General features: G+C 64.6%; 29 protein-coding genes. 12 read left to right on the top strand and 17 right to left on the bottom strand.

The window, feature by feature from the left end:
* Window positions 1-532: 532 nt before the first annotated feature.
* Window positions 533-1171 (top strand): class I SAM-dependent methyltransferase, encoded by a 639-nt coding sequence (locus Amn_RS02030; protein ID WP_067955046.1) that lies wholly within the window; start codon window positions 533-535, stop codon window positions 1169-1171.
* A 22-nt stretch (window positions 1172-1193) separates the two neighbouring features.
* Here Amn_RS02030 and maiA read toward each other — a convergent pair whose 3' ends face one another.
* Together maiA and Amn_RS02040 are read right to left on the bottom strand one after the other, a co-directional pair.
* On the bottom strand, window positions 1194-1835 hold the full coding sequence (maiA, locus tag Amn_RS02035; RefSeq protein ID WP_154384521.1) for a maleylacetoacetate isomerase: 642 nt from the start codon (window positions 1833-1835) through the stop codon (window positions 1194-1196).
* Window positions 1836-1846: 11 nt separating this feature from the next.
* A complete protein-coding gene (locus tag Amn_RS02040; protein WP_067955042.1) occupies window positions 1847-2215 on the bottom strand; it encodes a hypothetical protein in 369 nt (122 codons plus the stop codon).
* Between the two features lie 210 nt (window positions 2216-2425).
* On the opposite strand from Amn_RS02040, the gene Amn_RS02045 reads away from it, so the two are divergent.
* Window positions 2426-2977, top strand: coding sequence for a MarR family winged helix-turn-helix transcriptional regulator (locus Amn_RS02045; protein ID WP_246787013.1), 552 nt, complete (start codon window positions 2426-2428; stop codon window positions 2975-2977).
* A gap of 28 nt (window positions 2978-3005) precedes the next feature.
* Here Amn_RS02045 and Amn_RS02050 read toward each other — a convergent pair whose 3' ends face one another.
* The 7 genes from Amn_RS02050 to Amn_RS02080 form a co-directional block, all read right to left on the bottom strand.
* Window positions 3006-4007 (bottom strand): ABC transporter ATP-binding protein, encoded by a 1002-nt coding sequence (locus Amn_RS02050; protein ID WP_192319239.1) that lies wholly within the window; start codon window positions 4005-4007, stop codon window positions 3006-3008.
* A gap of 13 nt (window positions 4008-4020) precedes the next feature.
* A complete protein-coding gene (locus tag Amn_RS02055) occupies window positions 4021-5049 on the bottom strand; it encodes an ABC transporter ATP-binding protein (RefSeq protein ID WP_154384522.1) in 1029 nt (342 codons plus the stop codon).
* Window positions 5046-6071: an ABC transporter permease gene (locus tag Amn_RS02060; protein ID WP_246340571.1), complete on the bottom strand. Its 1026-nt coding sequence runs from the start codon at window positions 6069-6071 to the stop codon at window positions 5046-5048. The genes Amn_RS02055 and Amn_RS02060 overlap by 4 nt, the downstream gene beginning before the upstream one ends.
* A 1-nt stretch (window position 6072) precedes the next feature.
* The gene (locus tag Amn_RS02065; RefSeq protein ID WP_067955034.1) at window positions 6073-6993 is read right to left on the bottom strand and encodes an ABC transporter permease; all 921 of its coding nucleotides are present in this window, start codon (window positions 6991-6993) and stop codon (window positions 6073-6075) included.
* A gap of 100 nt (window positions 6994-7093) precedes the next feature.
* The gene (locus Amn_RS02070; protein WP_067955032.1) at window positions 7094-8578 is read right to left on the bottom strand and encodes an ABC transporter substrate-binding protein; all 1485 of its coding nucleotides are present in this window, start codon (window positions 8576-8578) and stop codon (window positions 7094-7096) included.
* 663 nt (window positions 8579-9241) lie between these two features.
* A complete protein-coding gene (locus Amn_RS02075) occupies window positions 9242-10612 on the bottom strand; it encodes an amidase (protein WP_067955029.1) in 1371 nt (456 codons plus the stop codon).
* Complete coding sequence (locus Amn_RS02080; RefSeq protein ID WP_154384523.1) at window positions 10609-10776, bottom strand: hypothetical protein; 168 nt, start codon at window positions 10774-10776, stop codon at window positions 10609-10611. Before Amn_RS02080 ends, Amn_RS02075 begins: the two co-directional genes overlap by 4 nt.
* A gap of 101 nt (window positions 10777-10877) precedes the next feature.
* On the opposite strand from Amn_RS02080, the gene Amn_RS02085 reads away from it, so the two are divergent.
* Window positions 10878-12137 carry an NAD(P)/FAD-dependent oxidoreductase gene (locus tag Amn_RS02085; protein WP_286294427.1) on the top strand — a complete coding sequence of 420 codons (1260 nt, stop codon included), beginning with the start codon at window positions 10878-10880 and terminating at the stop codon, window positions 12135-12137.
* Between the two features lie 116 nt (window positions 12138-12253).
* Here Amn_RS02085 and Amn_RS02090 read toward each other — a convergent pair whose 3' ends face one another.
* The gene (locus tag Amn_RS02090) at window positions 12254-13018 is read right to left on the bottom strand and encodes an SDR family NAD(P)-dependent oxidoreductase (protein WP_286294429.1); all 765 of its coding nucleotides are present in this window, start codon (window positions 13016-13018) and stop codon (window positions 12254-12256) included.
* Window positions 13019-13065: 47 nt separating this feature from the next.
* A complete protein-coding gene (locus Amn_RS02095; protein WP_286294430.1) occupies window positions 13066-14538 on the bottom strand; it encodes a gamma-glutamyltransferase family protein in 1473 nt (490 codons plus the stop codon).
* 170 nt (window positions 14539-14708) lie between these two features.
* On the opposite strand from Amn_RS02095, the gene Amn_RS02100 reads away from it, so the two are divergent.
* From Amn_RS02100 to Amn_RS02130, 7 genes are all read left to right on the top strand, one after another.
* Window positions 14709-15467 (top strand): iron-containing redox enzyme family protein, encoded by a 759-nt coding sequence (locus Amn_RS02100; RefSeq protein WP_154384526.1) that lies wholly within the window; start codon window positions 14709-14711, stop codon window positions 15465-15467.
* A 9-nt stretch (window positions 15468-15476) separates the two neighbouring features.
* Window positions 15477-15785, top strand: coding sequence for a 2Fe-2S iron-sulfur cluster-binding protein (locus Amn_RS02105; protein WP_067955019.1), 309 nt, complete (start codon window positions 15477-15479; stop codon window positions 15783-15785).
* A gap of 105 nt (window positions 15786-15890) precedes the next feature.
* Window positions 15891-16220 carry a ferredoxin gene (locus Amn_RS02110; protein ID WP_286294431.1) on the top strand — a complete coding sequence of 110 codons (330 nt, stop codon included), beginning with the start codon at window positions 15891-15893 and terminating at the stop codon, window positions 16218-16220.
* A gap of 25 nt (window positions 16221-16245) precedes the next feature.
* Window positions 16246-16539: a 2Fe-2S iron-sulfur cluster-binding protein gene (locus tag Amn_RS02115; protein WP_067955016.1), complete on the top strand. Its 294-nt coding sequence runs from the start codon at window positions 16246-16248 to the stop codon at window positions 16537-16539.
* A 74-nt stretch (window positions 16540-16613) separates the two neighbouring features.
* Window positions 16614-18068: an aldehyde dehydrogenase family protein gene (locus tag Amn_RS02120; protein WP_286294435.1), complete on the top strand. Its 1455-nt coding sequence runs from the start codon at window positions 16614-16616 to the stop codon at window positions 18066-18068.
* 1 nt (window position 18069) lies between these two features.
* Complete coding sequence (locus tag Amn_RS02125) at window positions 18070-18825, top strand: sulfite exporter TauE/SafE family protein (protein ID WP_246340569.1); 756 nt, start codon at window positions 18070-18072, stop codon at window positions 18823-18825.
* Window positions 18822-19742 (top strand): ornithine cyclodeaminase family protein, encoded by a 921-nt coding sequence (locus Amn_RS02130; RefSeq protein WP_286294438.1) that lies wholly within the window; start codon window positions 18822-18824, stop codon window positions 19740-19742. The genes Amn_RS02125 and Amn_RS02130 overlap by 4 nt, the downstream gene beginning before the upstream one ends.
* A gap of 6 nt (window positions 19743-19748) precedes the next feature.
* On the opposite strand, the gene Amn_RS02135 is transcribed toward Amn_RS02130, so the two are convergent.
* From Amn_RS02135 to Amn_RS02160, 6 genes are all read right to left on the bottom strand, one after another.
* Complete coding sequence (locus Amn_RS02135) at window positions 19749-20051, bottom strand: hypothetical protein (RefSeq protein ID WP_286294439.1); 303 nt, start codon at window positions 20049-20051, stop codon at window positions 19749-19751.
* Between the two features lie 50 nt (window positions 20052-20101).
* A complete protein-coding gene (locus Amn_RS02140) occupies window positions 20102-20413 on the bottom strand; it encodes a YjhX family toxin (protein ID WP_154384530.1) in 312 nt (103 codons plus the stop codon).
* 180 nt (window positions 20414-20593) lie between these two features.
* On the bottom strand, window positions 20594-20938 hold the full coding sequence (locus Amn_RS02145) for a hypothetical protein (RefSeq protein WP_157096948.1): 345 nt from the start codon (window positions 20936-20938) through the stop codon (window positions 20594-20596).
* 631 nt (window positions 20939-21569) lie between these two features.
* Entirely contained in the window at window positions 21570-23078 is a 1509-nt protein-coding gene (locus Amn_RS02150; RefSeq protein WP_154384532.1) for a S8 family serine peptidase, read from the bottom strand.
* Entirely contained in the window at window positions 23075-23737 is a 663-nt protein-coding gene (locus tag Amn_RS02155) for an anti-sigma factor (protein WP_154384533.1), read from the bottom strand. The genes Amn_RS02150 and Amn_RS02155 overlap by 4 nt, the downstream gene beginning before the upstream one ends.
* On the bottom strand, window positions 23734-24306 hold the full coding sequence (locus tag Amn_RS02160) for a sigma-70 family RNA polymerase sigma factor (protein WP_067965790.1): 573 nt from the start codon (window positions 24304-24306) through the stop codon (window positions 23734-23736). The genes Amn_RS02155 and Amn_RS02160 overlap by 4 nt, the downstream gene beginning before the upstream one ends.
* 223 nt (window positions 24307-24529) lie before the next feature.
* Between Amn_RS02160 and Amn_RS02165 the strand changes: the two genes are divergently transcribed.
* Complete coding sequence (locus Amn_RS02165; RefSeq protein WP_067954995.1) at window positions 24530-25258, top strand: iron-containing redox enzyme family protein; 729 nt, start codon at window positions 24530-24532, stop codon at window positions 25256-25258.
* Window positions 25259-25347: 89 nt separating this feature from the next.
* Window positions 25348-25827: a GlcG/HbpS family heme-binding protein gene (locus tag Amn_RS02170; RefSeq protein ID WP_067965788.1), complete on the top strand. Its 480-nt coding sequence runs from the start codon at window positions 25348-25350 to the stop codon at window positions 25825-25827.
* Window positions 25828-25844: the final 17 nt, after the last annotated feature.

Consider the following 25844-nt stretch of genomic DNA (forward strand, 5'->3'; position numbering starts at 1 on the left):
CTTATCATTTCGTGACGTAGGGTGTTCTTCATGAACCGTGGCATCTCGGCAGCTTTGACGCTTGCACTACCGCCGTGCGCATTTCCCGGCCATTCGGCGGCGGCTGAACGCCCCTCAAGCAACGATTTGCTGCGACAAGGATACCAGCCCGTTGCCGCAGGCCGGCTGACGATGAAGCGGATTTTTGTCGTCGTGCCACGGTGGACGGGCTTCACAACTCTGGATGATCAGATCGTATCGATGGCGGGAGAAGGCAAGGTTCCCGGGGGGAGCTTGAAGCCATATTGGGCCGCCATGGTGCTTTCCCGAGGGTGGCGCGGGGCACGGAAGAATATGTCTGTGTTCTCTACAAGACAGATACGTGCCGCCGCGTAAGAAGTGGAGATAGATAAAGGTGCGCGCGCGTTGCGCATCTGCTTCTCGCAATGTTGCTGCAAGACTCTCCGATTATTCATCACTGCGACATGCCATTTCGATTGGATCGTGGTTTCGACATTGTACCGGTTCGTATGACCGTGAAGGAGCATCCTTGATGAGCATTGCGAGCGACGCCCGCTTCTGGGACCGGTCTTCACGCAGATATGCCAAGGCGGCGGTGGCCGACCAAAGCGGCTACGCCCGCACGCTGGACCGGACGCGCGGGCTGCTGCGGGCCGGCGACCAGGTGCTGGAACTGGGATGCGGCACCGGGTCGACGGCGATGCTGCTGGCCGGTGACGTGAAATCCTATCTCGGGACGGATTTCTCGCCAGCGATGATCGAGATTGCCGAGGAAAAGCGCTTGGTTTGCCCGATCAGGGGTCTCGACTTCCTGACCGCTACAGCCGAGGCGCACCAGCTCGGGTCCGGGCAGTTCGAGGTAGTTCTCGGTTTCAACTACCTGCATCTGGTGCGCGACCTGCCCGGCACCTTGCGGCGCATCCACACGCTGCTGGCCAGCGACGGTCTGTTCGTCTCCAAGACGCCGTGCCTCGGCGACATGAACCCGCTGATCCGGCTGGCGCTGTTGCCAGTCATGCGCGCGACAGGACTTGCGCCGCATGCCGGTGCCTTCAGTACAGAAGAACTGGTCCGGATGATTTCTGCCGCGGGCTTCGAGGTCGTCGCGACCGAAAACCACGCGACAAAGGGCAACGACAACAGGCCCTATATCGTCGCGCGCAAGCGCTGACCGGGACGGCCGCGCCGACAGTTCAAAACGCGTCCGGCTGAAGGCTTGGATGTGCCTCGGCGAAAGCGGGCAGAGCGGCAGCGGCGCCCGCGATCTCGACCGACAGCGGGAATGCGGAAAGGTCGCAGTCGAAGCGGCGGGCATTGGCCACCTGCGGCACCAGGCAGATGTCGGCGATGGTGATCGTGTCGCCAAGGCAATAGCGGCCATGCCGGCAGCCGGCGCGAAGTGTCGCCTCGAACGACCTGAAGCCTTCCTCGATCCAGTGCCGGTACCATTCGTTGGTGTCGTCGTCGGACAGCTGCCAGCGCGCCTTCAGGTACTTCAGCACGCGCACATTGTTGAGCGGGTGGATGTCGCAGCCGATGATCTGGGCGAGGCCCCTGACATAAGCGCGCCCGGCGGGGTCAGTGGGCAGCAGCGGCGGCTCGGGGTGGGTTTCGTCGAGATATTCGAGCACGGCGAGGCTTTGCGCGAAGACCTGGCCGTCGTCCACAAGCGCCGGCACCAGGCCCTGCGGGTTGAGAGCCATATAGTCGGCGGTGCGGTGATCCATCCTGGGCAGGCTGATGAAGCGGGGCTCCCAGTCGAGCCCCTTGAGCGCGAGCGCGATGCGCAGCCGATACGAGGTCGACGATCTGAAGAAGGTGTAGAGCGTGCGCATCGCCCCGGCAGTCAGTGCGACGCAGCGTTGAGGATCTCGTCGGGCGTCGACGAGACGACCTCGACATATTTCGGCACGAATTTGCGGCCCTCGATCAGGCCGACAAAGGCCGGCTTGAGCTCTTCCGCCAGCACCTTGCGGATCTTGGCGTGCTCGACGATGTCGGACCACTCGGCGATGAGGAAGAAGCGCTGCGGATCCTCGGTGTCGCGGCACAACACGCCGTCCTTCACCTGGGCCCAGGACTTGTGCATCGGATTGCCGTCCGAATAGTCGAACTCCTCGAACAGTTGGACGAATTCGTCTTCGCGTCCGACTTCCACGCGGAAGTCGTAGATGTGAAGGAAGTTGCCTTTCGTGGCCAGCGGTTCCTGCGCCATGCTGCTCTCCTTTTCCGGTGTTCCCAATAATCATCAGTATACTTCCTTTTATTGCGTGCGCAAGGCGCAACGCCTTGCCAGGCAAAGGTTCCAGAGCGGCGGGCGTCCCGCGATTGCCGTTTCGAGGGCCGGAAGTATGCGGTGGTACCGCTCTTTCCCGCCGGTCCGGCAAGGGATAGAGATGGGCAGTGACAGGCAAGGGGAATGAGCGTGGCCAAGTCGGTTAGGACGGACGGGACGCAGAACAAAAAAGCAACGGCCGCCGCGCCTAATCCCGAACTGCAGCAGCTCATCGAGCGGCTGCCGCTGTGGAAGCGGCCGGGCTATCTCATCCGCCGGCTGCACCAGGTCCACTACGCCCTGTTCTTTGAGGAGTGCGAGGGTTTCGGCATTACGCCGGTGCAATACGGGCTGCTGACCATCCTTTCGGGCAATCCCGATTCCGACCAGATCTCACTTGCCCAGGCGCTCGGCATCGACCGCACCAACGTCGCCGACGTGCTGTCGCGGCTGGCCCAGCGCGGGCTGGTCGAGCGCACCCGCAGCACCGAGGACAAGCGCATGGTACTGGCGCGCCTTACCGGCGAGGGCGAGAAGCTGGTCGCGGCCATGCATCCGGCGATGAGCCGCGCCCAGGACAGGCTGCTCGACACGCTCGGCGACAAGGAACGCGATGCGTTCCTGGCAACGTTGATCAGGCTGCTCGAGGCCAACAACAAATACGGCCGGGCGGCGCTCGCCACCGGCAAGTTCGGCGAATGACCGAAGGCCGTCAGGCCGATAGCGGGGGCTATCTGTTCCAGCAGGCGACGAGATGGCCGGCGGAACGCTCCGACAATTTCGGCGCTTCCTTGTGGCACTGCTCAGTCGCCAGCGGGCAGCGTGTCGAGAAGCGGCAGCCGGCCGGCGGGTTGACCAGGTCGGGGATCTCGCCGCCATAGACGATACGCTTGCGCTGGCGCTGCGTACGCGGGTCGGGCACCGGCACCGCCGACAGCAGCGCCTCGGTATAGGGGTGGATCGGATGGTCGTAGAGATCGTCGCGATCGGCGATCTCGACCATGCGCCCGGCATAGAGGATCGCCACGCGATGCGAGATGTGGCGCACCACCGAGAGGTCGTGGGCGATGAACAGGTAGCTCAGCCCCAACTCACGCTGCAGGTCCTGCATCAGGTTCACCACCTGCGCCCGCACCGAGACGTCGAGCGCCGACACCGGCTCGTCGGCGACGATGAACTCGGGCTGCAACGCCAGCGCCCGGGCAATGCCGATACGCTGACGCTGCCCCCCGGAAAAGGCGTGCGGAAAACGGTCATGCGCGTCCGCCGGCAGACCGACGATGCGCAGCAATTCGGTGATGCGGTCGCGGGCTTCGTCGACATGGCGGATCAGTCCGTGCACCAGGAGCGGCTCGGCGACGAGGTCGATCACCCGCATCCGCGGGTTGAGGCTGGCATAAGGATCCTGGAACACCAGCTGCATGTTGCGGCGGAGCTTGCGCAGCGCCTCGCCCTTGGTGTGGGTGATGTCCTTGCCCTGGAAGACGATCTTGCCCGACGAGGCCGTGATGCGCCGCAGCACTGCGCGGCCCGTCGTGGTCTTGCCGGAGCCGGATTCGCCGACAAGTCCGAGTGTCTCGCCAGGGTGGAGGTCGAAGGAGATATCTTCCAGCGCCTTGAACGCCTTGGGCCGCCCCCAGAAGCCCTGAGCACCTGTTTCATAGGTGACGTCGAGGCCCTGCACGCTGAGCAGTGGCGGTGCTGGCGGCTGGGCTGGCACGGGGTTGAGCATCGAAAAATTCCTGTCAGGGGAAGGTGGGCGACATCAGCGGCGTTGCCCAGGCCGGTACCGACGGCCGCCAGCAGGCGGCCTCGGCGTCCGGGCGGATATGTTCGAGCTTGGGCGCCTTGCGGCAGGCCTCGCCCGACAGCGGACAGCGCTGCTGGAACGAGCAACCCTCCGGCGGCGTCACCAGGTTCGGGGGCGTGCCCTCGATCGAAACCAGGCGGTCGGACACCTCGTCGAGCCGCGGAGTCGAGCGCAACAGCCCTTGCGTGTAGGGATGCGCCGGACGCTCGAACACGTCCTCGGCCAGTCCGGTCTCGATGATCTGCCCGGCATACATCACCGCCACGCGATGGCAGAGGCCGGCGACGACCCCGAGGTCGTGGGTGATCAGCACCACCGACAGGCCGAGCGATTGCTGCAACTCGGCGAGCAGTTCGAGGATCTGCGCCTGGATCGTGACGTCGAGCGCCGTCGTCGGCTCGTCGGCGATCAACAGCTCAGGCTCGCAGGCAATCGCCATGGCGATCATGACGCGCTGGCGCATGCCGCCTGAAAACTCGTGCGGATACTGATCGAGCCGACGCCCGGGGGCGCTGATGCCGACCGCGGCAAGCAGCTCTTCGGCGCGGTTGCGGGCCTGGGCGCGCGTCATGCCGAGATGCCGCTCCAGCACCTCACCGATCTGGGTACCGATCTTGAGCACCGGATTGAGCGAGGTCATCGGGTCCTGGAAGACCATCGCCACTTCCTTGCCCCTGATGTCGCGGGCGTAACGCTCGCCATCGGAGCCGAGCAGCGAACGGCCTTTCCATCTGATGTCGCCCGAAGCGATGCGGCCGGGCAGGTCGATCAACCCCATCACAGCTTGCGCGGTGACACTCTTGCCCGAGCCGGATTCACCGACAACGCCGAGTGTCTCGCCGCGGCCGATCGACAGGGTCACGCCGCGCAGGCCCTGGACCAGCCCGCGCCTGGTGTCGAACTCGACCTTCAGCTTTTCGACCTCGAGGAGCGGCGTGCCTGTGCTGTTGGCGCTGACACTCATGAGCGGCCTCCTTGGCTTTTGGCTTCCGAGCTTTGGGCTTGCGGGCTGCGGCGGGCCCGCCGGGCGGCCAGCTTGGCGCGCTGGTAGGCGAAGCGCTTCTCGCGCTCCTGCGGGTCGGTGGTGACGCGCACCCAACTGGCGAACAGATTGACCGCAAGCACCGTGGTGGCGATCGACAGGCCGGGGAAGGTGATCAGCCACCAGGCGACGAAGATGTAGTCGCGGCCATTGGCGACATCGAGGCCCCAGCTCGTCGCCGGCGGCTGCACGCCGAGGCCGAGGAAGGACAGAGCCGCTTCCGCCAGCACGATGTTGGTGAATTCGAGGATGCCGAGCGTCAGAAGCGGCGAGGTCAGGTTCGGCAGGATGTGGCGGAAGATGACGCGCGAGGTCTTGCAGCCGATCATTTCGGCTGCCTCGACATAGGGTGTCTGCCGGACCGACAGCACGATGCCGCGGACGACGCGGGCATAGACCATCCAGTTGGTGACGACGAGCACGATGATCATGGTCGCCATGCTCGGGCCGATGACCGAGATGACCAGCAGGATCAGCAGCAGGCCGGGGAATGCCACCTGCACGTCGACGATGCGCATGATGATCGAGTCGGTGCGGCCGCCTCTGAAGCCGGCCCACAGGCCGAGCACGACGCCGAAGCTGCCGGCGAACAGCACCACAAGCACCCCGACCAGCAGCGAGGCGCGGGCGCCGTAGATGACGCGCGAAAGCACGTCGCGGCCGAGATGGTCGGTGCCGAGGATGTGTTCCCAACTGCCCTTTGGCAGCCAGGCCGGCGGCTTGAGACGCGAGATCACCGATTGGGCGGCCGGATCGTAGGGCGCCAGCAGTGGCGCGAGGATCGCCATCAGCAAAAGGGCGACGATGACGGCAAAGCCGAGCGTGCCGAGCTTGTCCTGCCAGAGCTCACGGCCGAACTCGTCGAGCCTGCTCAGCAGAGTCGGACGTTGCGCGGCGTTGCGGGCGGTTGCCACCGGCGTCGTCACAGGCATGGGGATAGCCATCTCAAGCCAACCTTATCCGTGGGTCGATGAGTTTGTAGATGACATCGAGGCCGACATTGATGACCACGATCAGAACGGCGACGGTGAAGACGATGGCCTGGAGCAGGAACAGGTCGCTCTTCTGGATCGCCTGCATTGCCGTCAGCCCGAGGCCGGGCCAGGCAAACACCGTCTCGACAACGACAGTGTAGCCGGCCAGTGCGCTGATCAACTCCCAGCCGGCCAGCGTCACGAATGGAACCAGCGTGTTGCGCATCGCATGCACCATCACCACGCGCTTGAAATGCAGGCCCTTGGCGCGGGCGGTGCGGACATATTGCTGGTTCAGCTCGTCGATCATCGACGAGCGCACCAGCATCACCAGCCGGGCCAGCGAGGGCAGGGCCAGCGTGATTGCCGGCAGAATGTAGTAGCGCGCACCGCCCATGCCCGATGTCGGCAGCCAGCCGAGGGTGACGGCGAAGAACACGATCATCAGCAGGCCGAACCAGAATTGCGGTAGGGACAGGCCGAACAGGCCGACGAAGACAGTAGTCCGGTCGACCCAGCCACCGGGCCGGAGCGCGGCGATGGCGCCGAGCGGCAGCGACAACAGGATCGCCAGGCCGAGGCCGGCGCCGATCAGCTTCAGCGTGTTGGGCAGGCGTTCGAGCACCACGTCGAGGGCCGGCCGGCGCTGCCAAAGGCTGTCGCCGAAATCGAGGCGGGCCATGTCGCTGACGAAATCGACGAATTGCGTGGCGATAGGCCGGTCGAGGCCGATCTGCTGGGCAAAGGCCGCGCGCTGGGCGTCGGTCGCCGACAGCGGCAGCATCACCTTTACCGGATCGCCGACCATGCGTGTGGCGATGAAAACGATCACGGTCACGCCGATGACGACAAGCAGACCTTGTCCAATCCGGCGGAGCAGAAAACCACCCATAGTCCTCTCCATTTGCCGGAACCGGCTCGGCCCTCGTCGAGCCGGCCCCGTATCTGTTGCGGTTCGCTTGTTGTGTTGTTCGAAGCCGCAATCGTTCCGGTTACTCCGTGATCTTCATCTCCTTGACCAGGAGCTTGGAGTCGACGCGAGGCTGCCATTCCAGGCGCTTGGAGAAGCCGTAGATGTCCTGCTGATTGAGCAGCGGGACGAGATAGGACAGATCGTACGCCTTCTTGGTGATGGCGTCATACATGGCCTGGCGCTTCTCGATGTCGGTCTCGGTCCTGGCGGCGCTGATCTGGTCCGACATTTCCTGGTCGCTGTTGGACGCGGAACTCGCCTTGCTTTGTAGCACGGCGGTCATTTCACGGTCGACGTCGAGCAGCTCGTTGGAGTTCGACAGGAAGATCGCATCCGGCCGTGTGTTCTTGTCGAACAACTGGTTCAGGTACTCGCCGAAGTCCTCGATCTTGATGTCGACGTTGAGGCCCGCGTCCTTCCAGTAGGCGCCGACGGCCTCGATCAGTTCGCGGTCCTTGAGCCAGCGCCCGGCCTCGCCGACGAGCTTGATGGTCTTGCCTTCGGCGCCTGCTTCCTTGATCAGCGCCCTGGCCTTGTCCACGTCGAAGACATAGTCGGGCAGCGACTTGTTGTACCCGAAGGCCTTGGGGTTGACGACCTGGCCCTTGGCCGGTGTGGCGTAGCCGCCGAACAGGCTCTCGGCCAGCGCCTTGCGGTCGACCGAAATGTTCATCGCTTCGCGGACACGCGGATCCTTGGTCACCTCGTTGTCGGTCGAGACGATCATCAGGCTGGTTTCGAGGCCGCTGACGGCCGCGAATTTCGGCGCCTGCTGGGCGAACTCCGGCAGAAGGTTGGTGATGACATCGAGCTCGCCCGCCATCAGGCCGGAAAGGCGCGTGCCGGATTCGCCTACGAAGCGATATGTCACCTTGTCGATCGACGCGGCATCGCCCCAATAGTCGGCGTTCTTCTCCAGCACGATGTCCTGGCCGCGGTTCCAACTGGTGAACTTATATGGGCCGGTGCCAACCGGCGCCTCGGCGAACTTGGCGTCCGCCGCATAGGTCGCCGGGATCATCTTCATCCAGTACATGCGCGAGGGCAGGATCGGATCCGGACCGGAGGTGATGATGCGCACTGTCAGGTCGTCCACCTTCTCGGCGCCGGTGATGGTGCCGAAATAGGCGGCTTGCTCCGACTTCAGCGCCGGATCGATGACGCGTTTGACGCTGTTGACGACGGCATCCGCGTTGAACGCCTCGCCATTGTGGAACTTGATGTTGGGCCTGAGCTTGAACTCCCAGGTCTTGGCGTCGACCGGCGTCGGCGCCGCGGCCGCAAGGCCGGCGATGAGCTCGCCGTCCGGCGTGCGCGCCATCAGCGTCTCATAGACATTGTCGTTGATCGCGCGCTCGCCGCCGTCGTCGCGCACCTGCGGGTCGAGCGTCGAAGGCTCCGAACCGATCGCGATGGTGATGTCGGCGGCCAGCGCCGACAGCGGGGAAAGTGCCATGATTGCCGCCACGGCGGCGCTGCTTGTCAGTCTCGTCAGTACGTTCATTGGTCCACCCATTCGCCAAAGACAACAAAATCGACCTGATGCGCGCAGTCTTGTGCTGCGCTGATAGTGTGGGCCGCCACATCCCTCGGCCAGAAGAGTGGATTGTATGCAATCGACTGTCAAGCGATTGTTGATCAACTTTGCTGACGATACCGGGTCGAGTTTCTGAAATTCGCCAAACGGCGCCATAAATTATTGAAAATGCACAAAATTTAGAACGTGATTGCTGAAATTTCGTTCACGAATATCACGCAAGAAATCGGTCCAGTGGTTCTTTTTGGCAATTTCTTGCATATAGTATACCAAAAATGACGATGGTAAGAAGGACGACGGCGTTCCTCCGCCTTTCCCGGCGGTCACGACTGCGGAAAATACATCGCGACGACAGCCACGGCTGCGCTGGTGTTGGGCGACAAGAGTGCAAATTGCGCCAGCCTGTTGGTGCAGCGGGAGACGTTATCCTGTTTGGCTGATCTCCACCGCGGCATGAGATTGCTGGGCAATACTCGTTTCGAACAAGGAACTGCTTGTACGTTCTGTTATCGCGTTTCTCGCTGGCAGCGATGTTGAACTGTTGCCCGCCTGCAGTGTTACGCGGGCAGCAGGCGGGCGCCACTGTTGCGGTGGTTCAAGGAGTGGGCCGCCAGATCGGCGGGGCTGGCGTCAGCTGAAATAGCGCGGTGGCAGCCTGACCAGATCGCCGTCGAGGCGCTCGAACATGGCGGCGATGTCGAAGATGCGGTTTTCGGTCCCGCTTGACCCGACGATCTGCAACCCCAGAGGCATGCCACTGCCGGCCTTGCCGAAAGGGAAGGCCAGCGCCGGGTGGCCGGTCAGGTTGGCCAGGATGTTGGGGATAGGCTCCTCGAGGAAGTAGAACTTGTCGACTGTCTTGAGCGGTCCCGCCGGTGCGAGTGCGCCAGGCAAAAGCATGGCGTCGACAGTGGCGAGGCTGGCGTCGACCCGTCTGCGCAGCACGTCGCGCAGCTTCCGTGCCGCGACGACGTCGGCGGCGGCAAGACTTTCACCAACCAGCGCGCGACCGCGAAACATTTCGCCAAAGGCGGAGAAATTGCCGCGCACCTCGGCGCCGTAATGTGCCGCGATCTCGGCCATCATCACCACAGCGCCCGGCGCATGGAAGGTTTCGAGCGGCGGCAGGTCGAGTTCGACGATCTCGCCGCCGTTGGCAGCGAAAAGCTCGAGCGCGTTGCGCATTGCCGTTACCACTTCGGGCCGCAGGCTGGCGCCCAGCCCCCAGGCGTCAGGTGATACACCGAGGCGCATGCCGGTAAATGACGGCGCGTCGCCGGCAGGCATCGGCCCGATTTCGTGCGCCGCCATCGCGGCATAGAGCCTGCGGCAGTCGTCGACACGCGCGGCGATCGGCCCGCAATGGTCCATAGAATGGGCCAGCGCATCGATGCCGTCCACGGGAACGACGCCGAAGCCCGGCTTGAAGCCGACCATGCCGCACATCGTCGCCGGCAGGCGGATCGAACCGGCGGTATCGGTCGCCACCGATCCCAGGCACAGCCCACCGGCGACAGTGACGCCCGACCCGCTCGACGAGCCGCCCGGAAACATCTCAGGGTTCCAGGGATTGCGCGCCGGCGGAAACGGCAGGTCGAAGGACGGTCCGCCGAAGGCCAGTTCATGGCAATTGGCCTTGCCGATGATGATCGCCCCGGCATCGCTGAGCCGGCGCACGACAGGCGCATCCTGCGTCGGCCTGCGGCCGAGCCGCGAATGCGAGGCGCCGGTGTTGGGCATGCCGGCAACCGCGACTATGTCCTTGACCGAGATCGGCACGCCCGCAAGCGGGCCGACAGTCTCGCCGGCCGCGAGGCGCGCGTCGAGACGCCGTGCCTGCGAAAGTGCTGCCTCGTCGGCGACATGGACGTAACCCGAAAGCTCGCCATCAAAACGCGCGATGCGGTCGAGGAAATGGCCCGTCACCTCGACGGCGGCGATCTCGCGGCGGGTCACTGTGGTGGCAAGTTCCGCAATGGAAAGCTGTTCCAGCCTGCTCATTGTTTGTCCTCTCGCTCCTGCGTGCGGGCCAGCTCTGTGACGCGCCTGGCCAGCCTGTCGAGCACTGCTATGCCGCGCGCGAAATCGGCGGCTTCCGCAGCACTTGCCTCAGGCGGCAGCGCGATCTCTTGGGAGGCGGGAGCAGGTGGGGTCACGTCGCGCATGTTTCGTCCGGTGCTGAGAGATAGGAATTGATCAGTATACGTCTGTTATGCATTGTTGGAATCGGCCGGTATCGAACCGACCGGGGCATCGGGTGGGCAGCGTGAAGCAGAATGAAAAGCCGTTCGACGTGGTGGTTGTCGGCGGCGGCATCGTCGGGCTGTCGGTGGCGCTCGAAGCGCAGTCTCGCGGTCTCGCGGTCGCCGTCATCGATCCTGACATTGCCGAGGCCCGGGCATCCTTCGGCAATGCCGGCGTGCTCAGCCGTGGCTCGATCTTCCCGATGGCCGCACCCGGCATCCGCGCGCGCTTGCCGCGTTATGCGCTTGGCCGCGACATCGCCGTGCGTGCCCGCCTGCGCTCGCTGCCGCATCTCGCACCCTGGCTGGTGCGCTTCCTGCTTGCCGCCGAGGAGGGCGCATGGCGCCGCACTGCGGCGGCACTCAACCCGATGGTCGCCGAGGCGTTCGACCGCCATGTCGCGCTGGCCGATCTCGTCGGCGGCCGCCATCTGATCAAGCGCAATGGTTGGCTCCGCCTCTATCGTAGCGCCGAGGCATTCGCCACCAGCGTCCTGGAGCAGGCGGTCCTGAAAGAGAACGGCGTCCGTATCGACTGCCTCGGCGAGGATGAGATCCGCCAGCTCGAGCCGCATCTCGCCCACCGTTTCAGCAATGGCATCTTCTTTCCCGACACCGGTTCCGTCGAAAGCCCCGGCGAACTTGTCGAGCTCTACCGGCACGCGGCAGAAGGTCGGGGCGCGGTCCTTGTCGCCGGCAAGGCGGAAGCCATCCTCGAAACCGGCGAGACCATGGCGGTCATGGTCGCTGGCCGGAGGATCGAAGGTCGCCATGTCGTGCTCGCCGCCGGTGCCCGTTCGGCCGAGCTTGCTCGCACCCTTGGCTATCGTTTTCCGCTTGCGGCAGAGCGCGGCTACCATCGCCATTTTGCCCTTGCCGAGGGCGTTGAGCTGCGCCGCCCGGTCTATGATGCTGCCGGTGGCTACGTGCTGTCGCCGATGAACGGCAACGTGCGCCTGCTCACCGGTGTCGAGTTGGCGCGGCAGGACGATCCGCCCGAGCATGCCCAGATCGACGGTGTCGAACCCGATGCGCGAAAGACGCTTTCCTTCACCACGCCGGTCGACGGCAAAACCTGGCTCGGCAGCCGGCCGTCGACGCCGGACGGGCTGCCGGTCATCGGCCGCGCCGCCCGCCATCCCAGGCTGATCTTCGCCTTTGGCCACGGCCATATCGGCTTCGCCAACGGCCCGATGACAGGTGCCGTCGTCGCCAGCCTGCTCCACGACGAGCAGCCACCGGTGCCGGTCGCCGCCTTCGCGCCTTCGCGTTTCGGCGGCTAAAGCGTTTCCGCTCTTCCTCGAAATGCGGAAGCGCTCCACCTTCTTGTTCTTGCGCAATTCCGGACGGAAAACCGCGGCACACTTTTTCTGGAATTGCGCTAGGCGGCGGGGCGCGGTCACGGCAGCGTCAACCCGCCGTCGACATGCAGCGACTGGCCGGTGATCTGCCTGGCGTCGCGCGACAGCAGGAACAGGATCGCCGCCGCCACGTCGGCCGGTTCGGTCAGCCGGCCGGTAGGCGTCACGGCGATCGCCTTTTCCAGTGCCGAGGTCGTCGCCGCGAAATGGCCGGTCGGATCCTTGCGGGTGAAGCCCGGCACGACGCAATTGACCGTCACGCCCTTCGGCGCAAGTTGCACGGCCATCGATTTAGCCAGCGCCTCGAGCGCGCCCTTGGCGGCAGACGTCGCCGGAAAATGGATCTCGGCGGTGCCGAAGATGTGAGCAACAAACGAGCTGACCACCACCACGCGCCCGCAGGCCGAGGCGACGAGGTCGGCCATCGCTGCATTGACGAGACGGAGCAATGCAGTCGGCATCGTCTCGAACGCCTGGGCCAGATCGTCTGCCCCGACCTCGCCGAGCGTCGAGCGCGTCGCCTGGGCGGCGTTGGAAACGATCTGGTCGACGCGGCCGAAGCGGGCGCGGGCGGCAGCAATCATTGCCGCCGGCACAACGGGATCGGCGAGATCGCCGAGCACGATCTCGGTCGCAGCCCCCGATGCCCGGCAGGTCTCGGCGACGCTCTCCAGCCCCTCGGCATTCTTGCGTGTGTGCAGCACCAGGCCAATGCCAGGGGTTGCAAGCCGGCGGGCGGTTTCGGCGCCAATGCCGCTGCCGGCACCGGTGATGAGCACGATGCGATCGAATGATGTGGTCAAATCCTTGTCCCCAAAGCTGTTGAGAGTGATGTTTGCAGGTGCTCGGCTCAGGCGCCTAGTGCCACGCCGTCCTTGCGCTTGTCCGAGCCGCCGAGCAGGCCGCCGTCTTCGTCGCGCACAACGAATTGCGCACCGCCGAAATCGCTGCGGCCGGCCAGTTCGCCGGCACCTTCCGGATCGCTGTAGCCTGCGTCGCGCAGCGTCCTGACGATCGCATCCGGCGTGCCCGGTTCGATCGCCAGTGCCATATCGCCCTCCAACCGCCAGCGCGGGGCATCGATGGCTGGCTGCAGCTTCTCACCCCAGGCGGCCAGACGGACCATCATCTGGACGTGGCCTTGCGGCTGCATGGCGCCACCGACGACACCGAAGCCGGCATGGAAGCGGCCGTCCTTCAACGTCGCCGCCGGGATTACCGTGTGGTAGGGCCGCTTCGACGGCCCCGGCCCGTTGATGTGGCCCGGTTCGGAAAAGCCTAAGCCCCGATTCTGCAGCACGAAGCCGCAGCCGGGCACGGCGATGCCGGAGCCGAAACGCTTGAAGATGCTGCTCATCAGCGTCACCGCCAGGCCATCCTTGTCGACGACAACTGTGCAGACCGTGTTGCCCGATGGATCGGCGACGATTTTCTTGGCCTTGGCCATGGCGCGGCCGACTGCTTCGACCATGGCACGCGTGGTCGTCGGATCATCCCGGTCGAGCGGCAAGGCATCGAGTTCCTCCAGCGCGTCGAGCACGGCCATGCCGTGGGTGTTGGGCGGGCATTCGAGCACTGTCAGGTCACGGAACTTTCGTTCGAGCGGCAGCACGAAATCGCCGCGATGGTTGGCGAAATCCTCAGCCGTCAGCAGCCCGCCCCTGGTCTGGTTCGCTGCCGCTGCTTGGCGGGCCGGGGTACCGAGATAGAAGGCATCCGGCCCATCGGCGGCGATTGCCCGCAACATTGCCGCCAGCTCGGGATTGGCGAACCGTTCGCCTTCGCGCGGCGTGCTGCCGGCGCTGTAGAGTTTTCCTGCAACCGGGTCGAGCTTGATCACCGGCTCGAACACGGCCCATTCGCGCGCGGTGATCGGCAGGACGGCAAAACCGTCGGCGGCGAGCGCGATGGCTGGAGCGATCAATTGGGCAAAGGGCAGGCGGCCAAAGCGGGCATGCAGGTCGAACCATCCGCGCACCGCGCCGGGCACGGTGACCGACAGTCCGTGTCGTTCGGGGATGCGCCGGTTCGGCAGTTTTTCCAACGCCTCGACCGACAATGCGGCCGGCGAGCGGCCGGTGCCATTGTAGCTGGTGGCATGGCCGTCTGGTTCAACCAGCATCGCCAGAAGGTCGCCACCGATGCCTGTCGCCATTGGCTCGACGACGCCGAGGATTGCATCCGCGGCGATGGCCGCGTCGACCGCGGTGCCGCCTGCGGCCAGCATGTCCTGGGCGGCGCGGGCGGCGAGCGGGTGCCCGGTCGCCACCATCGCGGTTTCGCTGCGAACGCCTGCGTTGCCGTGTGTCTCGGATCTGTCCATCGCTGTCGTTCCAATCCTGGTTCAGGCCTTCGATCATCGCCCTTGCAACATACTGTATGCGTCATGTCGCCGTGATCACCTGCACGACAGTAGAATGCGACTTGCGCCGATGTCAATTTGGTATACAGTATTCTAAATCGAGTTTGACATATCGAAGACAGGGGAACCGCATGACCAAGCCGATGAACCCGGACGAATTTCGCACCGCGCTGGAAAACGCCATCAAGGGCAAGAGCGCCAACAAGTCGCCATTCAGCCTCGCCTGGGCCAGCGGCAAGCTGAGCCGCGACCATCTCTCGCGCTGGGCCGAGAACCACTATCATTATGTCGGGCCGTTCGCGGATTACCTCGGCTACATCTATTCCCGCATGCCTGAGCAATATGTCGAGGCCAAGGATTTCCTGCTCGCCAACATGTATGAGGAAGAGATCGGCGGCGACCGCCACACCGACCTGCTGATCCGTTTCGGCGAAGCATGCGGCACATCCAGAGAGCGCATGACCGACCCGGAGAACATGTCGCCGACGACACGCGGCCTGCAGAGTTGGTGTTATGCGGTGGCGATGCGTGAGGATCCGATCGTTGCCGTTGCCGGACTGGTGGTCGGCCTCGAATCCCAGGTGCCGTCGATCTATCGCAAGCAGACGCCGACGCTGCGCGACAGTTACGGCTTCAGCGACGAGGAGGTCGAGTTCTTCGACCTGCACATCGTGTCCGACGAAATCCATGGTGAGCGCGGCTACCAGATCGTGCTTGAGCATGCGCGTACGGTCGAGATGCAGGAACGCTGCCTCAAGATCTGCGAGGTCGGCGCCCAGATGCGCCTGCTCTACACCACAGCCCTCTACAACGACTATGTTGCCGAGGATGTGAAGCTCGGCCGCGTTGCGCCGATGGAACCCGAACTCGCCGGCATCGGCGGGGTTTGAGGCACGCACATGCCGACAGTCGTGATCCATAGCAAGGGTGAGGCCTTCTCAGGCGAGGTCAAGGAGGACACCAACCTCGTCGTCCGCGCCGGCATCAAGCAGTTTCCCTATCCGCACCTCGCTTACAAATGCGGCATGGGAAAATGCGGCACCTGCGCCAGCCGCATCCTTGCCGGCGCCGAGCACCTGCCCCCGCCCAACTGGAAGGAGAAGAAGCAGCTCGGCGACAAGATCGACGAGGGTTTTCGGCTCGTCTGCCAGCTGTGGATCAAGAACGACATCGAACTCCGCCAGGAGAAGGTGACGGAGCAAGCCTAGCTGCGGTTTTCCGTCCGGAATTGCGCAAGACAAAGTGAGTTCGCCACGCCGGAGGGGCGCGGCACTTCCCGAACAGTTTGCCGGCAACGCTTCGGTGGTGTCGGCGTGACCAGCAATCAGCATGAGGTGGACGATATGTATGTGGTTCTGACGACCAAGCCGGGCGAGTTCCGGACCGAAATGAGCACCGGCGTGCAGCCGGTCGAAACCTACGACTACATCTTCTACGGCCGCAAGCGCGCCAGCTTCACCATCGCCAAGCTGACCGACCAGGACCAGACGCGCATCCGCATCGTCGAGGACGAGCCGCCGCAGATCGAGAACAACGTGCCGTGCAAGCTGTTCGAGAAATTCTCGTCCGTCGAGGACGCCCGCCACGAGCTCAAGACGCTCACCACCTACGGCAGCATGGACATCCAGCTCAAGCTGGTCTGACCGGCCAACAGCATCGAACGCGCCGATGATCAACATCACCTTCATCACCAACGACAACAAGCAGGTGTCCGCGCCCGAAAACAGCAATCTGCTGCGCGTGTCGCTGCGCGAGAAGGGGGGCATCCCCTTCAAATGCGGCGGCGGGCTGTGCGGCACCTGCAAGTGCCGGATCGAGACCGGCATCGAGAACACCGATGCCGTCAAGCCCAAGGAACGCAACCACCTGACTTCAGACGATCTTGCCGCCGGTTTCCGCATGGCCTGCCAGACCTTCGTGCTCGGCGATGTCGCCGTCTCCTGGGTGCCAAAAGGACGCTGAGCAGGGTGCGCCGAGGCGCATTCTCGAAGCAGAACGACCGCCGAAGCAAACGACTCCCCGAAAGCAAACGACCAATGACAGAGCGACACCTGAACTACATCGCCGGCGAGTGGCAGCCAGCTTTTGGCGGCACCACCTTCGAGGACCGCAATCCCGCCGACGAGCGCGACCTCATCGGCCTGTTCCCGGATTCTGACGCTGCCGATGTCACTGCCGCCATCTCAGGCGTCTCGGCCGCCTGGCCGGCCTGGGCGGCGCAGTCGCCAGAGGTTCGCGCCGACGTTTTGTTCCGCGCCGCCGACATCATGGCCCGACGCGCCGACGAGATCGCCACCGAGCTGACCCGCGAGGAAGGCAAGACGCTGACCGAGGCGCGCAACGAGGCCCGGCGCATCGCCGCCAACTTCCGCCTCTATGCCGGCGAGGCGCTGCGGCTCAATGGCGAGACTTACCCGAGCGACAGCGCACAACTGGTGCTGTCGCTGCGCCAGCCGGTCGGCGTGGTCGCAGTCATCACGCCGTGGAACTTCCCGCTGTCGATGGCCGCCCGCAAGCTCGGCCCGGCACTCGCCGCCGGCAATGGCGTCGTGTTCAAGCCGTCCGAAATCACGCCGCTGATGGGCCAGCGCCTCGTCGAGGTGCTGCTTGAGGCCGGCCTGCCACCAAAGCTCGTGGCGCTCGTCCAGGGCAAGGGCGCGAAGGTCGGTCAGGCGATCACCGCAAGCGCCGGTGTCGACGCGCTGACCTTCACCGGCTCCTATGCGGTCGGCAGGCAGATCGCGGCGTCGCTCTCCACCGACACCCGCGTCCAGCTTGAAATGGGCGGCAAGAACGCGACCGTCGTGCTGGTCGACGCCGCCATCGACAAGGCCGTCGCCACCATTGAGCGCGGCGCCTTCGGGCTCACCGGCCAGGCCTGCACCGGCACCAGCCGCGTGCTCGTCGCCCGCCAGCTTTATGCCGAACTGGTGGCGCGGCTCGAAAAATCGGCCTCCGCCATCAAGGTCGGCCCGGGCATGGCAGAAGGCGTGCAGATGGGGCCGCTTGCCACCCGCGTGCAATACGACAAGGTACTGGCCTATGTCGGCATCGCCCGCGAAGAGGGCGGCCGGGTCGTTGGCGGCGATGCGCTGCGTGAGGCCGACTCGAACCTGGCGCATGGCTATTTCGTCCGGCCCGCCGTCGTCTCCGACCTGCCGGAGACCAGCCGTCTGTGGCGTGAGGAGATTTTTGGGCCGGTCGTCGCGGTGCGCCCGATCGACAGCCTCGACGAGGCGATCAAGCTGGCCGACGACACCGAATACGGCCTCGCCGTGTCGCTGGTGACGGGTGATCTGCCGTCGGTGCTGCGCTTCGCCCGCGAGACCCAGCACGGCATCGTCAAGGTCAACAGCCCGACAACCGGTGTGTCACTCAACGCGCCTTTCGGCGGCCTCAAGCATTCGAGCAATCAGGCGGCCAAGGAGCAGGGCGGGGCCAGCGTCATGGACTTCTACAGCCGCATCAAGAGCATCTATCTTGGGGCCTGACATGCTCCAGTCCCTGACTGAGCTGATGCCCGGCGACTTCGTGCCGGGCCATCTCGTCGGCATGGGCGCCATGGTCTTCATCGCGGCTTTGCTCCAGGGCATCGGCGGGCTCGGCTTTGCCATGGTCTCGGCGCCGCTCGCGGTGCTGTTCTTTCCCGAGATGGCGCCCGGGCCGCTGCTGGTGTTGGGCGCCGGCCTGGCACTGCTCGGCCTGCTCCGCGATTTCGATGCCGTCGACTGGCCGAGCGTGACGACGTTGATGGCCGGACGTGCCGGCGGCACGCTGCTTGCCGGCGCCACGCTCGCCGCCCTGCCGACCAATGCATTCTCGATCGTCTTTGCGCTGTTGATCCTCGCCGGTGTTGGCCTCAGCTTCGCCGGCTGGAAGGTCAGGGCGTCTCACCCCAACATGGCGATCGCCGGCCTCGCCTCCGGCCTGATGGGCACGATTACCTCGTCCGGTGCGCCGCCCTTTGCCATAGTCATGCAATATGTGCCGCCGCGCCAGATGCGGGCGACCATCAGCTGCGTCTTCTTCGCCGGCGCCATCCTGTCGCTGTTGATGTTGGCATATGTCGACCGTTTCACCCTGCCGCAGCTCTGGCTTGGCATCCTGCTGTTCCCGCTGATGCTCGGTGGCTTCTTCGTCTCCGGCCGGTTCCACCGCTATTTTTCGCCGCGTGGCGTGCGTTTACTGCTGCTCACCATGTCCGGCCTCGGCGCGCTCGGCATCCTCGCGAGGACGGTCGTCCCATGAGCCTGCCCCACATATCAGACGAGCTGGTCGAGGCTGCCGTCTCCGCCGCCGAGGCGCGCGAGGTGCTGGCCGATGCCTTTCTGCGTTTCGGCCGCGAGGAGGCGGCGATGCAGGCGCGCATCCGCAGCGAGGCCGGCGGCGTCAAGCTGTCGACCCTGGGCGCGGTCATCCCCGGCCAGGAGGTGGTCGGCGCCAAGGTCTACACCACCATCAAAGGCCAGTTTTCCTTCATCATCCTGCTGTTCTCCTCGGTCGACGGCCGCGCGCTCGCCACCTTCGATGCCGGCGCCATCACCAGGCTCCGGACCGCCGGCTGCTCGGTCATATCGGCCCAGCACCTCGCCAGGCCGGACGCCTCGACGCTCTCCGTCTTCGGCTCCGGTCCGCTCGGACGGGCCCATGCGGTGCAGATGGCCGAGGCCTTCCCGCTCCGGCGCGTGCTGCTTGTCAGCCGCTCGTCCGATCCTGCATCGGCGGTAGAACTTGAAGCCGCCTGCGGCATCCCCACGCGACTGGCCACGGCCGAACAGGCGGCCGCGGAAGCCGACATCCTGGTCACCGCCTCGCGTTCGCCATCCGCGCTGTTTTCGGGCGACCTGCTCAAATCAGGCTGTTTCATCGCCGCCGTCGGCTCGAGCCTGCCCAACACCCGCGAGCTCGACGACCGGGCGATGGCCCGTGCTTCGCTCGTCGCCGTCGAATGGCGCGAACAGAGCCAACGCGAGGCAGGCGATCTCGTGCTCGCGGATCCCACGGCGCTCGTTTCGGACAAGATCGTCGAGCTCGGCGAAATCCTCGCCGGCAAGGCACGCGGCCGCACCAGCGAGGACGAAATCACTATCTACAAGTCAGTCGGCGTCGGCCTGCAGGACATAGCCCTTGCGGGACTGGTTTACCGACGGATCGTCGGCGGGTAATTGCCTCTAAGGCTGAGTTGACGAGGGGTGCCTGACCGAGAATACGCGATACAGGCATGCAGCGGCAGACATCAGCCAGAGTACGACGACAAGATAGGCGGTGGCGGTCGATCCGACGCACTCACCCTCTTTGATGGCGCAGGAGTTGGTCACGCCGGTAAGCAGGAAATACCCACACACCACCAGCGTGCCCGATGTGAGTGCCGCACTGATGACGCGGTGGCTTCCGCCAGACGTGAGCAGGATCGTCGCCAGCCTCGCAGCCAGTGGCGCAACGATCATCAGGCCCATCGCATAGACAGTTGCCATAGCTGCAATCCCGCTCTCATCGTTAGCTTATCCGATACCTGGCATACCCTCTATCCCTTCTTCGCCGCCTGACGTGCCTGCTGCAGGCTGACCACGCCTTCCCGTGAGATGGTGTAGTTGCCGCCGTTGCGGGAGACCACCAGACGCTTCGCCTTCAGCACCTTGAATTCGGCGAGGCCGGCGCCCTCGAGCGACCAACCTTCCCGGGTGACGAACGACGCTTCCAGTGGTCGGTTTCTGGTGTCTTTTTCCAGGATGATGGTGCCGCCAAACGACAGCACTTCGAGCGCTTTGCGCTCCTTCTTCGAGATATTCATGAAGTTGTGAGTCCGCAGTCCCAGCGCCAATGCACCGGGCGTCATCCACCATGGCGAGCAAAGAGCTCACCGGTTTGGCTGAACACGGCCCCGGTCCACGCGATGCGTGAAGCGGGGCTTTAGCGGGACTCAAAAGAACAGGTCATGATGGCGCGGAGCTATAGGTCAGATTGCGGCATGCTTAAGGCAGTTGCTTTGTCGAACGGCGGTTATGTCCGGCTGAGATCAGCGCCCCTGCAGGACGCGGATCAATTTGCTGTTGTCAGCGGTGGTGGAATCAAGATTGCGGTAGTCCTGGTAGGTGATGCGGTTGCTGGCCATGCCGTTGATCATGCGCTTGCAGAAGGTTTGCGCATAGTTGCTCGGGTTGATGTTGAACACCGTTGCCATATCGGCCTTGTCCTTGGCCGGGCGTGCATTCTCACGCTTGATGCAGTTCGCCATGATCTCGCGTTTGAGGGCGGGGCTGCCGCTAAGTGCCGTCTGAGCAGTCTTGTATTCGCCTTGCGACATTGTCGTGCAGCCCGCGACAATTGCGGAAAGGCCAAGCAAGGTTACCTTACGGGTCATGATGTGCGTCCGGGCGTGAAAATTGATTGAAGCAAATGATCGGAACAAATCGCCTACTGCAACAGCTAGGAATTTTCGTCAACTGTCAGTTGAAAATAAAGACGCGCACTGACGTGGCGTTATGAAAGGTGAAGATTGATTTAGTTAAATCTATATTAGCTGTGGCTTCTGTTTAATGTGGCGCCGTCACGGTCTCCGGCCAATGCGATCACCAGCTCAGCTGCGATCGGCAGATGATGTAGTAGCATTCGGCGTAGCGCCTGTACTCCGGCGTGCCATATGCCGGCTTCACGCCGCTGTCGTGATAGCTGTCGAGCAAGCGAGCACAAGTGGCCCTCTCGAATGGCGGCCAGGAACTGACGGCCAAGGCTTGCGGTGACGCCAGGGACATGGCTGCGACAATGAAGCATCCCAGGCTTGCAGCTGCGAAAAGCGAAGTGTTGCGCATGGGGTGACCATGTACATCTGTCGTTTTTTGCCTGCAACAGGCCAAGGATATTATGATGAACGAAGTAAATTGTCAGCGAAGCGACGGAAATTCCACGCCACCGTGCCGCAATTCGGTGGAGCAGTGGCTCCTGACATGTCGCTTCGATGGCATCGCGCAATTCTGCGCCGGGTGACGCCGCACCTATTGCTTTGCCGCCTCTGCCGCCCTGGTGTTGATCAGCCCGAAGCCGAAGTCGGTGTCGCGGCCCTTGTCGCCGAGGTCGGTGGCGGTGCTGGCCAGAGCCTTTTCGATCGAGTCGACGCTGCGTTTCGGCTCGGCGTGCAAAAGGTTGGCAATTGCGCCGCTGACGACGGCCGCGGCAAATGACGTGCCGGTGACCAGGTCGGTGCCGCCGCCGACGGGCGCCATCAGGTCGACGCCGGGTGCAGAGATATAGACATAGGGCCCGCGATTGGCCTGCTTCATGATCGCGTCCTTGGCGTCGGTGGCCGTCACCGCGATCACGCCCTTGTAGGCGGCGGGGTAGCCATAAGGCGCGCCCGGACCGTTGTTGCCGGCGGCGGCGACCAGGATCATGCCGCGCGCACGCGCACCGCGGCTCGCCTGCTCCAGCAGCGCGTTCTTGGGCCCGACGAAGCTCATATTGACGATCTGGACGTCCTGCTCGGCGGCCCAGTCGAGGGCGTTGAGGATGATTTCCATCGTTGACTTGCCGCCTTCGAAGGCGCGGGCGTGGAAGATCTTCGAACCCGGCGCCATGCCCTTGAAGTCGCCGGTGCCTGATATCAGCCCGGCCACCGACGTCGCGTGGTCACGCGCGGTGACGGCAACGCCCGGCATGGCGTCGAAGCTCTGTGCGATGGCGCCCTTGAGCGCCGGGTGGGTTTCGTCGATGGCCGTATCGATGACTGCGACATTGACGTTCTCTCCATTCGCCGCCGCCTCGTCGAGCGAGATGCGCTGGAAGGCGAAGCTGGGAGCGGCTGCCGCCTGCTGCAGTTCGTAGATGTGGTTGGGCTCGCGCTCGCTGGTACGGCCGTCGCCGGCGAGCTGCGCCAGCACCACGCCGACCGGACGGCCATCGGGAATGCCGAAGCGTACGAGGCTGGTGCCGAGCAGCGTCGACTGGCGCTGCGAGCGGATTTCGAGGCCGTAGGCGGCCGCTAGCGCCTGGGCGTCGGCGGCATCGCCGGCAACCGTCACCAACACCTCGTCAGGCACGAAGTTGCCCGAGATGGCGCGCGGTGCTGCGGTGATGGCGGGGCCGGGCGGCGTCGCATCGGCTGCAGGAGGCGTCGGCGGCGGAGATCCGGCCTGCCCGCCGCCGGAAGCAGCAGCGCCGCCTGCGGGATCGCGCAGCGGGTTGGGTGTCGGCACCGGCGTCGCCGGCTGGCTGCCCGAGGCGACGCCGGGAAAATCGCCGGGATTGGGGAACAGGTCGACGATCAGCTCGGGCAGCCCGACGGCGCCGGGCAGGCCGCTGCCGCCCGAGGGGCCTCCTGGGGTGGAACCGCCAGGCGCCGGGCCACCCGGCTGCAGGCAATTGGCGTTGCCGGCTGCCGTTGTCTGATTAAGGCAGTCGAGCTGTTGCGGCGTCAGGCTGGGGTCGTTGGTCTGGGCGAAAACAGGCGTGGCGGCGAACACCGCCGCCGCCAGCACGAGCCGTGCAATTCGCCCTGACGTGGTCATCCAGCCGGTTTCCTTCCTGCCGTCACCGTGTCCGCGAAGGGTGCCGCCGCAATGACGCCGACGATGCGGTCATAGTCGGCGACCGTCTCGGACGGGATGGCGATGCGGAACACGCCACTCGCTGTCGGGCCGTCGATGATCGAGGCACCATTGTCGCCGAGCAGGGTGGCGATGTCGGCCATCCTGGCGTCCGGCTTGAAGGTCACCAGCGCGAAGGGCAGCTTCGCCTGGTCCTCGCCGGTGCCGGCGACCTGGACGTCGTTGCCGCGGCTGCCCGGTTCGAGCACCGACTGCACCATGACCAGTGCCAGCAGTGCGGCTGCAGCACCCCAGGCGACGCCGACCGGCAGGCCCATGAAACGCTCCCAGACCCGCGACAGCAGCGACTGTGCCTGGGGCTCGCGCATCGGCCCGGCTTCGGCGTCGAGCAGCTTCGAGAAGCGGCTCAGCGCATCGGCGGGCGGGCGGATCGCCTCGTTGGCGGCCATCGTGCCGGAGAACTCCGCTTCGGCGGCTTCAAGGGCCGCGGGTGCCTCGGGATCGCTGGCAAGCCAGTCTTCCACGGTTGCCAGTTCGGACCCTTCGAGCGTGCCGTTCAGGTAGAAGGGCAGCAGCGTTTCGATCTCGTCGCGGCGCGACATCTTCTCGGCAGCGCTCATGGCCACCCCCTGTCATATCCGGCGGCCTTCAAGGCTTCGCCGAGCTTCTTGCGGGCATAGAACATCCGCGTCTTTACGGTGGCGACAGGAATGTCGAGCACCTCGCCAATCTCGGTGACCGACTTGCCATGGTAATAGGCAAGGTCGATGACCGTGCGATGCTCGTCGGCGAGCGTGTCGACGAGGCGGCGCAGGGCCGCACCCTTGTCCTGCTTCATCGTCGCCACTTCGGGTGTGTCGTTGTCGTCGGGCACTGCAGCCGCATCGTCGTCGTCAAGCCACTCTTCCTTGCGCTTGCGCATCGATGACAGCGCCTTGAAGCGCGCTATGCCGAGCAGCCAGGTCGAGACTTCCGAACGGCCTTCGAATTTCGGCGCCTGGCGCCACAATTCGAGAAACACTTCATTGGCTACGTCATCCGCCATCGCTTCCGACCCCGTCTGGCGCGCCACGAAACGGTAGACCCGTGCGTGGTGCCGCGTGAACAGGAGCCGCAAAGCGGCGCGGTCGCCGTTTGCGACGCGGCTCACGAGATCACGATCGGACATGGGGTCAGATGCGATGTTCATGGCCGGTGCTACCGCCGGGCTCCTGTCTGCTTGGTCGTTGTTGGCCGCAAAAAGGTTCACCGGAATGTTTCGGATGCAGGAAAGCTAGCGGAACTTCCGCGGCATGGCCAGTCCGGCGCGACACACTACCCCAGAGTATCCTTTACCGCCCCTTGCGCTCAGGTGATTTTGGTATACAGTATTCCAAAATGACCTGCAGACGACACCTCAAGGGGAACAGTGAATGACCGTTGCAATGAACCCGGACGAGTTCCGCACCGCGCTCGAAAACGCCATCAAGGGCAAGAGCGCCAACAAGTCTCCGTTCAGCGTCGGCTGGGCCAGCGGCAAGCTCAGCCGCGACCATCTCGCCCGTTGGGCGGAGAACCACTACCACTATGTCGGGCCGTTCGCGGACTACCTCGGCTACATCTACGCCCGCATGCCGGAGGGCTATGTCGAGGCCAAGGATTTCCTGCTCGCCAACATGTATGAGGAAGAGATCGGCGGCGACCGCCACACCGATCTGCTTGTCCGTTTCGGCGAAGCCTGCGGCACGTCGGGCGACAGGATGCGCGATCCCGACAACATGTCGCCGACCACCCGCGCCCTGCAAAGTTGGTGTTATGCAGTGGCGATGCGTGAGGATCCGATCGTCGCCGTTGCCGGACTGGTGGTCGGCCTCGAATCCCAGGTGCCGTCGATCTACCGCAAGCAGACGCCGACCCTGCGCGACAAATATGGCTTTACCGACGAGGAGGTCGAGTTCTTCGACCTGCACATCGTCTCCGACGAGATCCATGGCGAGCGCGGCTACCAGATCGTGCTCGAGCATGCCCGCACGGTCGAGATGCAGCAGCGATGCCTCAAGATCTGCGAGGTCGGCGCGCAGATGCGGCTGCTCTACACCACCGCCCTCTACAACGACTATGTCGCGGCCGAACTGCCGCTCGACGAGCTGCTCGCCGCCTGATCCCGCCACAGTGGGAGCGCGCGGGGCGGCAACGCCGCGTGCGTTCCCTCGGTGGCCCAAAATATCAACAATTGCCGGACGATACCGACGTGAAACAGGTCCTGAAACTCGAACTCGAAGAAGCCCGCGTGATGGTGGCCGCGGCGGTCGCCAAGGCGCTGGAACTCAACGTTCCCGAAACTGTCTGCATCGCTGATGACGGCGGCTACCCGATCGCGCTGGAGCGCATGAACGGCGCGCGCGTCACCGGCCCGCAGATCGCCTGGAACAAGGCCTTCACCGCTGCCGGCCACAAGCGCTCGACGCACCTGTTCACCACCCCGCCCAACGGCCCGGCACTGCCCGGCAACGAGGCCTTCGGCATCCAGCTCAGCTTCGAGGGCCGCTTCGCCGCCTTTGTTGGTGGCTTTCCAGTCGTCGTCGATGGCGAGGTCATCGGCGGCGTCGGCTTGAGCGGCGGCAATGGCGAGCAGGACATCGCCTGCGGCATAGCTGCACTCGCAGCACTTGCGGCATTGCTCGAGCCCAAGGGGCACAAGGTCATGGTGCAGGCCGACATCAAGAAGTGACCGAAGCGGCAGCGCCG

The organism is Aminobacter sp. Y103A, assembly GCF_030294925.1.
In the GTDB taxonomy this organism is placed as follows: Bacteria; Pseudomonadota; Alphaproteobacteria; order Rhizobiales; family Rhizobiaceae; genus Aminobacter; species Aminobacter ciceronei.

Coding starts and splice junctions, on each gene's coding strand:
- maiA (WP_154384521.1), bottom strand. CDS start 1,835: ATGCGCACGCTCTACACCTTCTTCAGATCGTCGACCTCGTATCGGCTG.
- Amn_RS02060 (WP_246340571.1), bottom strand. CDS start 6,071: ATGGCTATCCCCATGCCTGTGACGACGCCGGTGGCAACCGCCCGCAAC.
- Amn_RS02050 (WP_192319239.1), bottom strand. CDS start 4,007: ATGCTCAACCCCGTGCCAGCCCAGCCGCCAGCACCGCCACTGCTCAGC.
- Amn_RS02125 (WP_246340569.1), top strand. CDS start 18,070: ATGCTCCAGTCCCTGACTGAGCTGATGCCCGGCGACTTCGTGCCGGGC.
- Amn_RS02095 (WP_286294430.1), bottom strand. CDS start 14,538: ATGGACAGATCCGAGACACACGGCAACGCAGGCGTTCGCAGCGAAACC.
- Amn_RS02065 (WP_067955034.1), bottom strand. CDS start 6,993: ATGGGTGGTTTTCTGCTCCGCCGGATTGGACAAGGTCTGCTTGTCGTC.
- Amn_RS02120 (WP_286294435.1), top strand. CDS start 16,614: ATGACAGAGCGACACCTGAACTACATCGCCGGCGAGTGGCAGCCAGCT.
- Amn_RS02075 (WP_067955029.1), bottom strand. CDS start 10,612: ATGAGCAGGCTGGAACAGCTTTCCATTGCGGAACTTGCCACCACAGTG.
- Amn_RS02135 (WP_286294439.1), bottom strand. CDS start 20,051: ATGGCAACTGTCTATGCGATGGGCCTGATGATCGTTGCGCCACTGGCT.
- Amn_RS02055 (WP_154384522.1), bottom strand. CDS start 5,049: ATGAGTGTCAGCGCCAACAGCACAGGCACGCCGCTCCTCGAGGTCGAA.
- Amn_RS02100 (WP_154384526.1), top strand. CDS start 14,709: ATGACCAAGCCGATGAACCCGGACGAATTTCGCACCGCGCTGGAAAAC.
- Amn_RS02160 (WP_067965790.1), bottom strand. CDS start 24,306: ATGAACATCGCATCTGACCCCATGTCCGATCGTGATCTCGTGAGCCGC.
- Amn_RS02165 (WP_067954995.1), top strand. CDS start 24,530: ATGACCGTTGCAATGAACCCGGACGAGTTCCGCACCGCGCTCGAAAAC.
- Amn_RS02105 (WP_067955019.1), top strand. CDS start 15,477: ATGCCGACAGTCGTGATCCATAGCAAGGGTGAGGCCTTCTCAGGCGAG.
- Amn_RS02070 (WP_067955032.1), bottom strand. CDS start 8,578: ATGAACGTACTGACGAGACTGACAAGCAGCGCCGCCGTGGCGGCAATC.
- Amn_RS02130 (WP_286294438.1), top strand. CDS start 18,822: ATGAGCCTGCCCCACATATCAGACGAGCTGGTCGAGGCTGCCGTCTCC.
- Amn_RS02115 (WP_067955016.1), top strand. CDS start 16,246: ATGATCAACATCACCTTCATCACCAACGACAACAAGCAGGTGTCCGCG.
- Amn_RS02080 (WP_154384523.1), bottom strand. CDS start 10,776: ATGCGCGACGTGACCCCACCTGCTCCCGCCTCCCAAGAGATCGCGCTG.
- Amn_RS02155 (WP_154384533.1), bottom strand. CDS start 23,737: ATGAGCGCTGCCGAGAAGATGTCGCGCCGCGACGAGATCGAAACGCTG.
- Amn_RS02040 (WP_067955042.1), bottom strand. CDS start 2,215: ATGGCGCAGGAACCGCTGGCCACGAAAGGCAACTTCCTTCACATCTAC.
- Amn_RS02150 (WP_154384532.1), bottom strand. CDS start 23,078: ATGACCACGTCAGGGCGAATTGCACGGCTCGTGCTGGCGGCGGCGGTG.
- Amn_RS02145 (WP_157096948.1), bottom strand. CDS start 20,938: ATGACCCGTAAGGTAACCTTGCTTGGCCTTTCCGCAATTGTCGCGGGC.
- Amn_RS02140 (WP_154384530.1), bottom strand. CDS start 20,413: ATGACGCCCGGTGCATTGGCGCTGGGACTGCGGACTCACAACTTCATG.
- Amn_RS02030 (WP_067955046.1), top strand. CDS start 533: ATGAGCATTGCGAGCGACGCCCGCTTCTGGGACCGGTCTTCACGCAGA.